The following is a 14189-nucleotide window of genomic DNA, read 5'->3' on the forward strand; positions in this document are numbered from 1 at the left end:
ACGGACCGGGATCAGGCGCGGTGGACGCGGGTCTCCCGTTCGGGCACGGGTGCGGTGGCGGGGAGCAGGCCCTCCGTGCGCAGTTCGCGCCAGAAGTCCGCGGGTACCGGCGCCGCGAACCGCTCGGCGCAGTCACGGACCTCGGCTGCCGAGCGGGCCCCGGCCAGGACGCTCGCCACCGCCGGGTGGGCGGTCGGGAAGGCCAGGGCGGCGGCGCGCAGGCTGGTGCCGTGGCGTCCCGCGATCTCCTTCAGGCGCAGGGCACGGTCGAGCAACTCGTCGGGCGCCACGGCGTAGTTGTACGTCGCTCCCGGGCGCGGGTCCGCCAGCAGGCCGGAGTTGAAGGTGCCGCCGATGACGACGGAGGTGCCGCGGTCCTGGGCGGCGGGCAGCAGTCCGGTGAGCGCGCCGTGGTCCAGGAGGGTGTAGCGGCCCGCGCACAGCACCACGTCGACGTCCGTCTCGCGGACGAACCGGGTGAGCATCTCCGTCTGGTTCATGCCCGCGCCGATCGCGCCGACCACACCCTGCGAGCGCAGTTCCTCCAGCGCGGGGTAGCCCTCGCGGAAGGCCTGCTCGGCATGGTCGTCGGGGTCGTGGAGGTAGACGATATCCACGCGGTCCAGGCCGAGCCGTTCGAGGCTGGCGTCCAGGCTCCGTCGTACGCCGTCGGCGCTGAAGTCCCATACGCGGCGGTGTGTGGCGGGCACCGCGAAGCCGTCGGCCAGATCGTCGCCGCCCGCGTCCACGGGCTCCAGGAGGCGGCCCACCTTGGTCGAGACGGTGTACTCGGCGCGGGGCCGGTCGCGCAAGGCCGCGCCCAGGCGCCGTTCGGAGAGGCCGAGGCCGTAGTGCGGGGCGGTGTCGAAGTAGCGGATGCCACTCGTCCAGGCGGCGTCGACCGCGTCGTACGCCTGCTCGTCGGTGACCTCGGTGTACAGGTTGCCGATACCGGCGGCGCCGAAGGACAGCGCGCTGACGGGGAAGCCGTCGGCGCCGAGGGAGTTCACCGGACCGCCTGGCGCGGCCGCAGGCCCTGCATCCCGCCGTCCACCGCGAGGGCGGTGCCGGTGGTGGAGCCGGACAGCGGGCTCGCCAAGTAGGCGATGGCGCCCGCGACTTCCGGTGCCGACACCAGACGGCCGGTGGGCTGGCGGGCCTCCAGCGCGGCGCGCTCGGCGGCCGGGTCGGCAGCGGCGTCCAGGAGCCGGCCGACCCAAGGGGTGTCCACCGTGCCCGGGTTGACGCAGTTGACGCGGATGCCTTCGTCGACGTGGTCGGCCGCCATGGCCAGGGTCAGAGCGAGGACGGCACCCTTGGACGCCGAGTACAGCGCCCGCTGGGGCAGTCCCGCCGTGGCCGCGACCGAGCAGGTGTTCACGATGGCCGCGTGCGCGGACTCCCGCAGGTGGGGAAGTGCGGCGCGGGTCGTCCGCACGACGCCGAGGAGATTGACGTCCAGGACCCGGTGCCATTCCACGTCGTCGTTGTCCTCGACGGTGCCGCGGGCGCCGACGCCCGCGTTGTTGACCAGGATGTCGAGCCCGCCCAGGTCCGTGACCGCGGCGGCGACGGCTGCCCGCAGGGAGGCGTCGTCGGTGACGTCGGCGCGGTAGCCGGTCAGGGGCTTCTCGACGGCCGACGGATCGAGGTCCAGGACGGCGACCCGGGCGCCGCGGGCCGCGAGGAGACCGGCGGCCGCCCGGCCGATCCCCGAAGCACCCCCGGTCACCAGTGCCTTGAGTCCGTCGAAGTCCTGAGAGTCCGTCATACGGCTTTTCCCTTCGGGTCGTCGGCGGTCCGCCGGGCGAGGTCGGCGGTCCAGAAGGTGCCGCCGGGATAGGTGAACTCCGTGACGGACTCGGGCCGCATCGCGGCGGAGAAGCCCGGCGCGGTGGGCGCGGTGTAGTGACCGTCGCGGATCACCACCGGCTCGGTGAAGTGCTCGTGCAGATGGCCGACGTACTCGATGACGCGGTCCTCGGTGGTGCCGGACAGGGCGACGAAGTCGAACATCGCGAGGTGCTGGACGAGTTCGCACAGGCCCACACCTCCGGCGTGCGGGCAGACCGGGACTCCGAACTTGGCGGCGAGGAGCAGGATGGCGAGGTTCTCGTTGACTCCACCGACCCGGGCGGCGTCGATCTGGAGGATGTCGAGGGAACCCGCCTGGAGCAGCTGCTTGAAGACGACGCGGTTGTGGGCGTGTTCGCCGGTGGCGACCTTGACGGGGGCCACCGCCGCGCGCACGGCGGCATGGCCGAGGATGTCGTCGGGACTGGTCGGCTCCTCTATCCAGTAGGGCCCGCACTCGGCGAGCGCCTTGGTCCAGGTGATCGCCTCGTCCACGTTCCAGCGCTGGTTGGCGTCGACGGCGATACGGATGTCCGGGCCCACCGCGGCACGGGCGGCGCGGCAGCGGCGCAGGTCGTCCTCCAGGTCCGCGCCCACCTTCAGCTTGATCTGCCGGAAGCCCCCGGCGACGGCCTCGACGGCCAGGCGGGTCAGCTTCTCGTCGCTGTAGCCGAGCCAGCCGGGTGAGGTGGTGTAGGCGGGGAAACCGTGTGCGCGCAGGGCCGCGGAGCGCTCCTCGGCGCCTTCCCTGCCCCGGCGCAGCAGTTCCAGCGCTTCCTCGGGGGTCAGCGCGTCCGTGATGTAGCGGAAGTCGACCTGGCCGACGAGCCATTCGGGATCGGCCTCCGCGAGCAGTTGCCACAGCGGCCGGTGCGCGCGTCGTGCGGCCAGATCCCACACGGCGTTGACGACGGCGCCGATCGCCATGTGCATCACGCCCTTCTCGGGTCCGAGCCAGCGCAGTTGGCTGTCGCCGACCAGGTCCCGGGAGAGGGAGCCTGGATCGGCGCACAGCTCGTCGAGGGACCGTCCGAGGACGTGTCCTCGCAGCGCGTCGATCGCGGCGACCTGTACGTCGTTGCCCCGCCCGATGGTGAAGGCGAAGCCGTGCCCCTCGGCTCCGTCGGAGGCGTCGGTGCGCAGCACGACGTACGCGGCCGAGTAGTCGGGGTCCGGGTTCATCGCGTCCGAGCCGTCGAACGCGCGCGAGGTGGGGAAGCGGATGTCGTGGGTGTCGACCGCGACGACGCGGGCGGAGGTCGGGGGCACGGCGGGCCTTTCCGTCGGCGGCGGGGGTCCATGGCCGGGTGCGGAGGAATGCTCGGTCCTGAGGATCTCCCCCGGTACCCGTCCGCGTACAGCGTCGGACGCGCTTCGGCCCGAAGGCCGGGGGCCCGGACCCTCGACGCGGCGCCCGGACTGCGGGCAGAGTGCTCCCGTAACTACTCACCAGTACGAAACGAGTGAGGAGCACCCGTGACCACCTGGCCCGGCCGGACGGCCACCGAGATCGCCGCAGCCGTACGCGAGAAGAGGGTCACCCCCCGCGAGGTGGTGGCCGAACACCTCGCGCGGATCGAACGCCTCGACGGGCGCGTCGGCGCCTTCCGTACGGTCCGCGCCGGGGCCGCCCTCGCGGAGGCCGACGAGCTGGCCACCAGGGATCTGGGCCGGCTCCCCCTGGCGGGTGTGCCGGTGGCGGTGAAGGACAACCTCGCGGTGCGCGGCGAGCAGACCCGCAACGGTTCCGCCGCGACCCCGGACACGCCCGCCGACGAGGATCACGTCACCGTGGCCCGGCTGCGGGCGGCGGGCGCCGTCGTGGTGGGCCTGACGAACGTGCCCGAACTCTGCGTCTTCGGCACCACGGAGGGCGTGTACGGCAATGCCCGCAACCCCTGGGACCTGTCCCGCACGGCGGGCGGCTCCTCGGGCGGCAGCGCCGCGGCGGTCGCCGCCGCGATGGTGCCGATCGCGCTCGGCAACGACGGCATGGGCTCGCTGCGCATCCCCGCCGCCAACTGCGGTCTGGTCACCCTGAAGCCGGGCCACGGGGTGATCCCCGCCGGGATCGGTCACGGCGACTGGTTCGGCATGTCGGAGAACGGCCCGCTGGCCACGACGGTCGAGGACGCGCGGCTGGTGTTCGCCCTGCTCGCGGACATGGAGCCGGCCCCGCCCGCGGAGCCCGCCACCCGCAGGATCGCCGTCTCGGTGCGCAGCCCGCTGGCCGGAATCCACGTCACGCGGCCGTATACGAACGCGGCCCGGGAGGCCGCCGCCCTGCTGGCCGAGGCGGGTCACCGGGTGCGGACCGCGAACCCGCCGTACCCGCTCTGGCTGAGCACGACCTCGCTCGCGCACTGGACGGCGGGCACCGCCGTGGACGCCGAGGACCTCGACCCGCGCAGGCTGGCCCGGCGCACCCGCGTGCACGCCGCGGTCGGCCGCCGCTTCGTGACGGGTGTGCGCAAGGGGGAACGCCGCGAGCAGCTGCGCGGGCGCCTGGCGGCGTTCTTCGCGGAGTACGACGTGCTGCTCACCCCGGCGCTCGCCCGGCGCAGTCCCTCCTCCGTCGACTGGCACAAGCGGGGCTGGCTGCGCAACGTCCTGGCCAACACCAACTACTCGCCGATGACCCCGCCGTGGAACCTCACCGGCTGGCCCGCGATGTCGGTTCCGTTCGGAAGGCTGCCGGGCGGCGCCCCCTGTGCCGTCCAGCTCGTCGGCCTGCCCGGCTCCGAGGCGGCTCTGCTCGATGTGGCCGGGCAGCTCGAGGTGCTGCACCCGTGGCGGCGTACGGCTCCGCTCGGCTAGAAGTGGGGTGTCCGGCCGGAGGCCGTTGTCGCCGGGCCGGAAGGTGGTGCCGTCCGGCCCGGAGGCGTTGGCGTCTGGCCGGGAGGTGGCGTCACATGCCGAAGCCGCGGCCGGTCGTCGGCCGCGGCTTCTCCTGTTCGGCATGCGCGCGGGTCCGGCACTCCCGTGCCGTGCCCGGTCGCGCCGGCTCCTGGCGTCGGTCAGTCGACGCTGGGCAGGATGTGGGGCTCGGCGAGGTCGTCCTCGTAGCCCGCGAGGCGGATCGGGGCGGACCTGGCCCACACGTCCAGGCTTCCGAGCTTGGTGTCGGACCCACCGCCGAGGTGCTCCCTGCGTTCCTTGGGGCCCTGATCGAGATTCGTCTTCTCTGGTGTCACCGCGCACTCCTTATGTGTCGGGTCACCCTCGGGACGTTAGGGCCCGGTGCTCTCGGGTCGCCTGACGGCCGCTCGGGTATGAGTCGAAGCAGTTAGGGACGCGGTGGCGCCGGTAACTCGTGTGAGAGCAGGCCGTGGTGACCGGCTTGTCCCGGGACGGACCGTGGGTGTGGGTGGACCCCAGTAAGTCTGTCCGTCGGCTACAGCCTAACCAAATGAGCGGGCCCCCGCTCTATGGGGCTGAAAACGTGAGGTTACTGTCACACGTCATCCAGAGCCCATCAGGCCACGATCTGCGGCGATTTGAAGCATGATGCCCTCTTCGCGACCACCCATTCGGCTCAATATCGCCCCTGGACGGGGGCGTCGGGGCACGTCGCGGGCACGCGTGAGTCAGCATCGGCCGACGAACGCCGCGCGCATCCGGCTCGAAGGCGCCACGCAGTTCAGTTCCCGTTGGCCGGTTCGCAAGGAGGCCATGCTGTGCTGTCGCACGGCAACGGCCTTTCTCGCGGGAGGACTGACGCATGGAGCTGCGCAGCGTCGAGGAGCTGATGAACCTGCTGCACGCCTGCCGGGGCGTCCACGACATCCCCGAACTCACCCGCTCCCGGCTTCATCCGGGCGGGGGAACACCCGCGGGCGACCCCGTCGATCTGCACGACCACGCCCTGCAGACCGCCGCGCTGCTGCGCCGGGGCCACCCCAGCGACAAGGAACTCCAGGTCGCGGGCCTGGTGCACGACATCGGGCATCTGCTCAGGCCGGGCGACGACGCCGGGCACGCCGGCCTGGCCGCCGACGCGGTACGGCCGCTCCTCGGCGAGCGCGTCTCCGGTCTCGTCCGGCTGCACGTCGCGGCGGGACGCTATCTGGCGGCCGCCTCGCCGGGCCCCGGGCCGTCCCCGCGCAACACGTTCGCCCCGGACGCCGCGGGCGGCGCGATGCCCCGGCACGAGGCGGCCGCGTTCGAGCACGACCCGCTGGCCGAGGACGCGGTGACCCTGCGGCAGGCGGACGACGCCGGCAAGGTCCCCGGCCTGTACGCCGGGGAACTGGAGGACTGGCGCACCCTGCTGGAGCTGGTGGCGGAACGTTCCGCGCGGCTGGGAGCCACGGACTGACAGGTGTGCCGGCGCGCGGCCCGCGCCCGCCGCGCCCGGCCGTCGGCAGCGGCCGCCGCCGGGGCCTGTCGGCTGACGGCCCGTCATGAGACGGTACGCGGATGACGTCACCGTACGGTCTGGAGGGCAGGGCCGCCATCGTCACCGGCGCCTCACGCGGCATCGGTCTCGCCGTCGCCGAGGCGCTCGCCGCGTCGGGGGTGCGCGTGTGCGTGAGCGCGCGGGACCCGGACGCGGTGCGGCGCGCGGCCGGACAGGTCGGCGGCATCGGGCTCGCCGGTTCCGTCACCGACGGAGCGCATCTGACGGAACTGACCGCGGTGACCCTGCGAGCCTTCGGACGCCTGGACATCGTGGTCAACAACGCGGCGACCAACCAGCCCTACGGCCCGCTCATGGACGCCGACCCCGATCGCTGGCGCGACGCGTTCGCCGTGAACGTCGAGGCACCGCTGCGACTGGTGCAGTGCGCCTGGCGGGCCTGGATGGGCGAGCACGGCGGGACCGTGGTCAATGTCTGCACGGAGGGCGCCGGACACGTCGGCCCCCAGGTCGGCGCGTACGGCACCAGCAAGGCCGCCCTGCTCCATCTGACCGGGCAGCTGGCCGGCGAGCTGGCCCCGAAGGTGCGGGTCAACTCGGTCTCCCCCGGCCTCGTCCGTACCCAGATGGCTCGCTTCGTCTGGGAGGACTCCGAGGACGAACTGGGCGCCGGGCTCCCGCTCGGCCGCATCGGACAGCCCGAGGACGTCGCCCGCGCCGTGACCTGGCTGGCCTCCGACGCGGCCGGGTGGATCACCGGTGCCGATCTGCTGGTCGACGGGGGGACGCGGGTGAGAGCGGCCTACCCGGGCTCCCCCGCCCACGACGTCCACGAACGGCTGCGCGCGCGGACCCCCGACGGGCGAGGGTCCGCGCCGTAACCGGCGGTCCTACCACTTGCCGGGCGCGTAGTCCTTCAGGAAGACGCCGTACAGGTCCTCGCCCAGCTCGCCGCGGACGATCGGGTCGTACACGCGGGCCGCGCCGTCGACGAGGTCGAGCGGGGCGTGGAAGCCCTCGTCGGCCAGGCGCAGCTTGTCGTAGTGCGGGCGCTCGTCGGTGATCCAGCCGGTGTCGACCGAGGTCATCAGGATGCCGTCGGTCTGGAACATCTCCTGGGCGCTGGTGCGGGTCACCATGTTCATGGCGGCCTTCGCGGCGTTCGTGTTCGGGTGGCCCGCACCCTTGTAGCCGCGGCCGAACACGCCCTCCATCGCGGAGACGTTGACGACGTAGGCGCGCCCCGCGGCGGCCGCGCGGGCGGCTTCGGCCATCTGCGGCCGCAGCTTGCTGATCAGGATGAACGGCGCCGTGTAGTTGCAGAGCTGGGTCTCGAGCAGCTCGACCGGGGAGATCTGCTCGATGGTCTGCACCCAGGTGTTGCTGTCGACGACGTCGGGGAGCAGACCGCCCGCGTCGATGGCGGTGCCCTCGCGGTGGCGGACCACACTGGCGTTGCCGGCGACCAGGGCGAGGTCGGCCACCTTCTGCGCGTCGAGACCGGAGACGCCGACGGGCAGCGCGGTCAGTCCGTCGACCGCTCCGGAGTTGAAGGCGCCGATGATCTCGCGGGCGGGCAGTTCACCGGCCGGCAGCGGTGCGCTCTCGCCCTCGACGAGCGCGGCGTAGGCGGACGGCAGCCGGCGCACGGTCTGCGTGGCGTTGTTGATCAGGATGTCGAGCGGGCCCTGCTCAGCGACGCGTTCGGCCAGGGCCACGGCCTGGGCCGGGTCGCGCAGGTCGATGCCGACGACCTCCAGGCGGTGGATCCAGTCCGCCGAGTCGTCCATGGCCTTGAAGCGGCGGACCGCGTCGTTCGGGAAGCGCGTGGTGATCGTGGTGTGCGCGCCGTCACGCAGCAGGCGCAGCGCGATGTACATGCCGATCTTGGCACGGCCGCCGGTGAGCAGCGCCCGCTTGCCGGTGAGGTCGGTGCGGGCGTCGCGGCGGGAGCGGTTCAGGGCGGCGCAGTCCTGGCAGAGCTGGTGGTAGAAGTAGTCGACCTCGATGTACCGCGTCTTGCAGGTGTAGCAGGAGCGCGGGCGCTGGAGTATCCCCGCGATCCTGCCCTCCTCCGTCACCGACGACGGCAGGATGCCCTCGGTCTCGTCGTCGATGCGCTGGGCGGAGCCGGTCGCGGTGGACTCGGTGACCTGCTTGTCGTGGGCCGTCTTGGCGGCGCGGCGCTCCTGGCGGCGGCGCTGCTTCACGGTCCGGTAGACGCCGGCGGTGGCGCGGCGCACGGCGATGGCGTCGGGGTGGTCGACGTCGATCTTCTCGAGTTCGTCGAGCACGCCGAGACAGACGGCCAGCCGCTCGGGGTCGATGCCGGGACCGAACGCGATGTCCGCCACATCTGTCGTGTCCACGGCGGGGGTCGCCCGGCCGTCCTCTGTCACCGTCATCGCTGCTGCCGTTCCTCGGGTTGTGCGCCGCGTTCGAAACCGCGCTCGCTTTCGAAGGCGGAATTTTACGGACCAATCGCGCGCGGCACCAAACCCGTTGTGATCATGGCGTGCAGGCGGTGATCAGTACGCGCACCTCCTCGGCCAGGGAACGGGCCAGCAGATCGAGGTCGGGAACGGCCTCGGCGTCGGCCACCAGCCCGTAGTGGACCTTGCCCCGGTAGGTCGAGACGGCCACCGCGAGGGCCTGGCCACGGGCCAACGGGGCGAACGGATAGACCTCGGTGAGCGGGCAGCCGCCGAGCTTCAGCCCGAGGCTGGGCAGCGGCACGCTGGTGACGAGGATGTCGAACAGCAGGCGTGCGGCCTGGCCCACGACCGGGCCGCCGAGCCGGTGCCCGAGCGGGGGCACGTGGTCGGCGAGCAGCGCGACGGCTCCCGCGCCCCTGTTGGGTCCGGCGTCCTTGTTCCGGTCCATCGCCGTCCGTACGGCACGCAGCCGGCCGAGCGGGTCCGGGTCGTCGACGGGAAGCCGTATCAGATAGCCCGAGAGCCGGTTGCCCTGCGGCTGCGCGGTGCGCGGCCGGCGCCGGGAGACGGGGATCAGGGCGCGCGGGGAGACGCCCTCGCTGCCGTCGCCGCGCTCGTCGAGCCAGCGGCGCAGGGCGCCCGCGACGACGGCGATCAGGACGTCGTTGACGGTGCCGCCGACGGTCTTGCGGACGATGTGCACGTCGTCGAGGTCGATGACCACCCCGGCGGTGCGCCGGGTGCCGGTGGGCGACGAGGTGAGGGCGGGCGAGGACTGCGCACCGAGTGTGGCGCGGGCCACCGAGGTCCCGATGTCGAGGGCGCGGCCCACGTCCGAGAGGGTGCCGCGGACCAGACCCGGCAGCTTGCGGACGTCCGGGAAGAGCCCCCGGGGCGGCTCGGCGGGACGCGGGCGGGGTTCCGGCAGGTCCATCGGGTCCATGATGGCGGCGGCCAGCATCAGCGCCCTGAGCCCGTCGGCGAGCGCGTGATGGAATTTGAAGAGCACCGCGAAGGACGTGCCGTCCTCGCCGGGCAGCACGTGCGCCTCCCAGGGGGGACGGCCGCGCTCCAGCGGACGTTCCATGAGCCGGCCGGCCTCGGAGTGGAAGTCGGCGGCCGGCTTGTGCAGCAGGACGTGGTCCAGCGGCTCGAAGTCGGGCGCGGGCTCGCGGGCCGCGCCGCCGAAGGCGAGGGGTGCGGTGGGCTGCCACACGTCGCGGATGCGCATGCGCAGCCCCGGGACCGCGGCGGCGCGGGCCGCGAGCAGGTCCGCCGCGTGGGCGCCGGCGGTGGGCGAGTGCGCGGCGAAGACACCCAGGGCTCCGAGGTGCATCGGGTGCCGGTCGGACTCGATGTTCCAGAACGCCAGGTCGAGTGGTGCGAGGAGGTCGGAGATCAAGGGCTTGCTCTCGCGTCGACGACGGGTGAACTTGCAGTCAAACCCGGACTGGTGATTACGGTCAAGTACGATCAAGTTACGCACAGTTAACAGCGGATTAAGTCCCGCCCCTCGGACGAGGGGCGGGACCGGCCCGCCTCAGGACGGGTGGGACGTCATTTCAGGACCGGAGGTGCCGCCGAGGCGGCCGTTCCCCACTCGGACGGCTCCGGACCGACCGTGAAGCCGAGGGACCGGATGCTCTTCAGCGTGCCGGTCGTCAGGTACGTACGACCGTACGACGAGCCGTCGAGGCGGGCCGACCGGATGTACCGGTCGGTGTCCGAGGCGCCCGGCGCCGTGACCGTCAGGGCGCCGCGCGGGTAGTAGCGCCGGTCGAGGGTGAGGTCGACCCGCTCGAAGACGGGCGTGGACAGACCCCAGGTGTCGTAGCCGGGCTGCACCGGGAAGATCCCGATGGACGACAGGACGTTCCAGGCGGACATCGTGCCGAGGTCGTCGTTGCCTGTCATGCCGGTCGGCGCGTCGGTGAACAGGGTCAGCGCCGCGTGCACGACGTCGGTCGTCTTCCAGGGCTGCCCGGTGGACAGGTAGGTGTACGGGGCGATCAGGTCGGGCTCGTTCTGCGGGTTGTACTTGTCGGCGTTGTAGTAGGCGTACGGGCCGTTGACCCAGACCTCGCGGGCGGTCTTCGCGGGGTCCTTCAGCAACTGCCCGTAGGCGAAGAACGCGTCGAGCCGGTCGTTGGCGGCCTGCTTGCCGCCGATCAGGTCGACCATGCCCGGCAGGTCCTGCGGCACGAGCCACTGATACTGCCAGGACGTGCCCTCGTGGAATCCGACGCTCTGGGCCGGGTCGGCGGGTCCGGTGAAGGCCCCGGAGGCGTCCCTGGCGCGGAAGAAGCCGGTCGACGGATCGTGGATCGCGCGGTAGTTCTGGGAGCGCGCCAGGTAGCGCGCCGCGTCCTCGTCATGGCCCAGGTCCCGTGCCATCGCACCGAGCACCGCGTCCGACAGGGCGTACTCCAGGGTCGTGGAGGCGCCGTGGTCGTAGTCCGAGTCGCCGGGCTTGGCGTGCGGGCGGCCCTTGACGTAGGGGGCGAAGCCGTTCGCGATGTACTCCCTGTTGGCCTCGCGGCCCACCGCCGGCGAGTCGGCGGGCGGCACACCGTCGGCGTTCTTCTTCAGCGCGCGGTACACCCGCTCCTCGTACCCCTTGAGCAGGCCCTGCTGGTAGGCGTTGGTGAGGAACGGGGTGACCGGGTCGCCGGTCATGATGTTCGTCTCGACCGTGCCGTAGCCCCACTTGGGCAGCCAGCCGCTCTCCTCGTCGATCCTGAGGACGGAGATCGCCATGTCCCGCGCCTCGCGCGGCGCCAGCAGGGCGAGCAGCTGCGACTGGGTGCGGTAGGTGTCCCACAGCGACCAGTTCTGGTAGTACGTGAAACCCTTGGCCCGGTGGATCCGCTGGTCCCAGCCGGTGTAGCGGCCGTCGGCGTCACTGCCGATGTTGGGCGCGAGGAACGAACGGTAGAGCGACGAGTAGAAGGTGCGGCGCAGGGTGTCGGCGCCGCCCTCGGCCCGGACGTCGTCGAGCCGCTCCTCCCAGGCGCGGCGGGCGGCCGCGCGGACCGTGTCGAAGGAACGGCCGCCCTCCGAACGGAGGTTGACGGCCGCACCGCGGGCGTCCACGTACGACAGCGCGGTGGTCGCCTCGACCGTGCGGTCCCCGGTGGTGTCGAAGCGCACGAAGGCCCCGGTGCGCCCGGTCGTGCCGGCCGTCTCCTTGGAGCCCTCGGTGACGGTGTCGCCGTTCCAGGTGCCCGAGGTGGTGAACGGCCGGTCGAAGCGGGTGATCGTGTACACCGTGTACGGCCCGGTCCCCTGGCAGAAGCCGCTGCCGGTGATCGCCGTGCGGACGGTCCGGTCGTCCAGGATCTCGACCTTGGTCGCGGCCGTCCGGTGCAGCGACTGGCCCGCGTTCAGCAGCACGTTGGCCTTGCCGGTGGCCGGGAAGGTGTAGCGCTGCACGCCGGTGCGCGCGGTGGCCGTCAGCTCGGCCCCGATCCCGGACTTCAGGTCCGCCCGGTAGAAGCCGGGGTGCGCCTCCTCGGTGTCGTGGCCGAACTCCGCCGCGTACTGCGCGTCGTCCGTCCGGGTGATGTCCCCCGTCGTGGGCAGGACGGGCAGGTCGCCGCCGAGGCCGCAGCCGACACCCGAGAGGTGGACGAGGGAGAAGCCGCGGATGTGGTTCTGGGAGTGGTCGTAGCCGGTGTTGTGGCCGGTGTCCGGGGAGAACTGCACCATGCCGAAGGGCACGGCGGCGCCGGGATAGGTGTTGCCCTCGTTCTGGGTGCCGATGAACGGATTGACCAGGTCGGTGAGTTGGCCGTCGCGCGGCTCGGCGGCCTGTGCGGTGGGCAGGGCGAACAGCGCGGAGGCTGTCACCAGTCCCGCCGTGCACAGGCGCAGGCGCCGGGTCCATCTCATGCGGGAGACCTCCGGTTGGTGATCGACATCGTTGTCCTCATGCATGGTCGGGGCGGGGGACCCGCTTTCCGGGCAACCGGAGGGATCCGGCGTGACGCGTCGCGTCGGGGCGCGGCGCATCCTGGACCGCCCCGCACGATGACATCGTTGTCAGGGTTGTACAACGTTGTCATCGACGGCAGTTGGCATGACAGCACGGGATTCCGCGGCCCGTCCAGGGACATGACAAGCGGGGTCCGACAACGGCCGGAAGTCGCCGTGGACCGGGCGCGCGGTGCGGCGCACGCTGTCCCGGGACCGTCCGTCCGTCCGCCCGCAAGGGCCCCGAGACGTCGTGCGGCCTCGCGGGGGCCATGCTCGGGCTCCTGAGGCCCGTGCGGCCTCTCGCGAGGTCCGTGAAGCCGGTCAGGGCACGTGCTGGCCCTTGCCCAGGGCGATCACGCCGGCCTTGGAGACCGTGTAGAGGTCGGAGTCGCGCTCCGGGTTGACGCCGATCGTCGCGCCCGGCGGTACCTCGACGTTCTTGTCGAGCACCGCGCCGCGCACCACGGCGCCCCGCCCGACCTTGACGTTGTCGTGCAGGACCGATCCCTGCACCACCGCTCCGGGATCGACGACCACACCCGGCGACAGCACCGACCGCGTCACCTGCCCGCGGATCAGGCACCCCGCGCTGATGATGGACTCGCTGGCGATGCCGCCGGCGTTGAAACGCGCCGGCGAGAGCTGCCCCGAGCTGGTGTAGAGGGGCCAGCTCCGGTTGAACAGATTGAACGCGGGACGCTCGGCGATCAGGTCCATGTGGGCGTCGTAGTAGGCGTCGAGGGTGCCCACGTCGCGCCAGTAGCCCTGGTCGCGGGTGGTCTCGCCGGGTACGTGGTTGTCGCTGAAGTCGTAGAGCTGTGCCTCGCCCCGGCCGGTGAGCGCGGGCAGGATCGAACCGCCCATGTCGTGCACGGAGCTGTCGTCCTCGGCGTCCCGCTGGAGCGCCTCGATCAAGGCCTTGGTGGTGAAGATGTAGTTGCCCATCGAGGCGAAGACGCACCCGGGGTCGTCCGCGAGGCCCGGCGGGTCGGCGGGCTTCTCCAGGAAGCCCCGCACGCTCTGGCCGTCGGAACCGGGGGTGATGACGCCGAAGGACGACGACTCCGAGCGCGGCACCCGTATTCCGGCCACCGTCACCCCCGCGCCGCCCTCGATGTGCTGGGCGAGCATCTGCCGGGGATCCATCCGGTAGACGTGGTCGGCGCCGAACACCGCGACGTACTCGGGCTGTTCGTCGTGGATCAGGTTGAGCGACTGGAGGATCGCGTCCGCGCTGCCGAGATACCAGCGGGGCCCGAGCCGCTGCTGGGCCGGTACCGGGGTCACATAGTTGCCGAGCAGGCTCGACATCCGCCAGGTGGTGGTGATGTGCCGGTCCAGCGAGTGCGACTTGTACTGCGTGAGCACGCAGATGCGCAGGATGTCGGCGTTGACGAGATTGGAGAGGACGAAGTCCACGAGGCGGTACGTACCGCCGAAGGTCACCGCCGGTTTCGCCCGGTCCGCGGTGAGCGGCATCAGCCGCTTGCCCTCACCGCCCGCCAGTACGATCCCCAGCACCGAAGGCCCACCGCGCCGCATGCCGCCGCCCCTCTACGCTTACG

11 protein-coding genes are annotated in these 14189 nt (G+C 72.2%); 3 read left to right on the top strand and 8 right to left on the bottom strand.

What is annotated here, in order from left to right:
* Nucleotides 1-11: 11 nt before the first annotated feature.
* From OG780_RS06300 to OG780_RS06310, 3 genes are read right to left on the bottom strand one after another with little or no spacing between them, the layout of a single operon-like run.
* Complete coding sequence (locus OG780_RS06300; protein WP_328445523.1) at nucleotides 12-1010, bottom strand: aldo/keto reductase; 999 nt, start codon at nucleotides 1008-1010, stop codon at nucleotides 12-14.
* On the bottom strand, nucleotides 1007-1771 hold the full coding sequence (locus OG780_RS06305) for an SDR family NAD(P)-dependent oxidoreductase (RefSeq protein WP_328445525.1): 765 nt from the start codon (nucleotides 1769-1771) through the stop codon (nucleotides 1007-1009). Before OG780_RS06305 ends, OG780_RS06300 begins: the two co-directional genes overlap by 4 nt.
* Complete coding sequence (locus OG780_RS06310) at nucleotides 1768-3123, bottom strand: enolase C-terminal domain-like protein (protein ID WP_328445527.1); 1356 nt, start codon at nucleotides 3121-3123, stop codon at nucleotides 1768-1770. The genes OG780_RS06305 and OG780_RS06310 overlap by 4 nt, the downstream gene beginning before the upstream one ends.
* 207 nt (nucleotides 3124-3330) lie before the next feature.
* On the opposite strand from OG780_RS06310, the gene OG780_RS06315 reads away from it, so the two are divergent.
* Nucleotides 3331-4671 carry an amidase gene (locus OG780_RS06315; RefSeq protein ID WP_328445529.1) on the top strand — a complete coding sequence of 447 codons (1341 nt, stop codon included), beginning with the start codon at nucleotides 3331-3333 and terminating at the stop codon, nucleotides 4669-4671.
* Between the two features lie 200 nt (nucleotides 4672-4871).
* On the opposite strand, the gene OG780_RS06320 is transcribed toward OG780_RS06315, so the two are convergent.
* Nucleotides 4872-5048 (bottom strand): hypothetical protein, encoded by a 177-nt coding sequence (locus OG780_RS06320; protein WP_328445530.1) that lies wholly within the window; start codon nucleotides 5046-5048, stop codon nucleotides 4872-4874.
* Nucleotides 5049-5575: 527 nt separating this feature from the next.
* Between OG780_RS06320 and OG780_RS06325 the strand changes: the two genes are divergently transcribed.
* A complete protein-coding gene (locus OG780_RS06325) occupies nucleotides 5576-6172 on the top strand; it encodes a metal-dependent phosphohydrolase (RefSeq protein ID WP_328445531.1) in 597 nt (198 codons plus the stop codon).
* 101 nt (nucleotides 6173-6273) lie between these two features.
* Nucleotides 6274-7095, top strand: a complete 822-nt coding sequence (locus OG780_RS06330; RefSeq protein WP_328445533.1) for an SDR family oxidoreductase — start codon at nucleotides 6274-6276, stop codon at nucleotides 7093-7095.
* A 9-nt stretch (nucleotides 7096-7104) separates the two neighbouring features.
* On the opposite strand, the gene OG780_RS06335 is transcribed toward OG780_RS06330, so the two are convergent.
* The 4 genes from OG780_RS06335 to glgC all read right to left on the bottom strand — a co-directional run bounded on the left by OG780_RS06335 (nucleotide 7105) and on the right by glgC (nucleotide 14166).
* Nucleotides 7105-8619, bottom strand: a complete 1515-nt coding sequence (locus OG780_RS06335; RefSeq protein WP_328445534.1) for an SDR family NAD(P)-dependent oxidoreductase — start codon at nucleotides 8617-8619, stop codon at nucleotides 7105-7107.
* Between the two features lie 103 nt (nucleotides 8620-8722).
* Entirely contained in the window at nucleotides 8723-10051 is a 1329-nt protein-coding gene (locus tag OG780_RS06340; RefSeq protein WP_328445535.1) for a wax ester/triacylglycerol synthase family O-acyltransferase, read from the bottom strand.
* 155 nt (nucleotides 10052-10206) lie between these two features.
* Nucleotides 10207-12540, bottom strand: a complete 2334-nt coding sequence (locus tag OG780_RS06345) for a GH92 family glycosyl hydrolase (protein ID WP_328445536.1) — start codon at nucleotides 12538-12540, stop codon at nucleotides 10207-10209.
* A gap of 405 nt (nucleotides 12541-12945) precedes the next feature.
* Nucleotides 12946-14166, bottom strand: a complete 1221-nt coding sequence (glgC, locus tag OG780_RS06350; protein WP_328445537.1) for a glucose-1-phosphate adenylyltransferase — start codon at nucleotides 14164-14166, stop codon at nucleotides 12946-12948.
* Between the last annotated feature and the right edge of the window lie 23 nt (nucleotides 14167-14189).

Origin of the sequence: Streptomyces sp. NBC_00386, assembly GCF_036063235.1 — a bacterium.
In the GTDB taxonomy this organism is placed as follows: Bacteria; Actinomycetota; Actinomycetes; order Streptomycetales; family Streptomycetaceae; genus Streptomyces.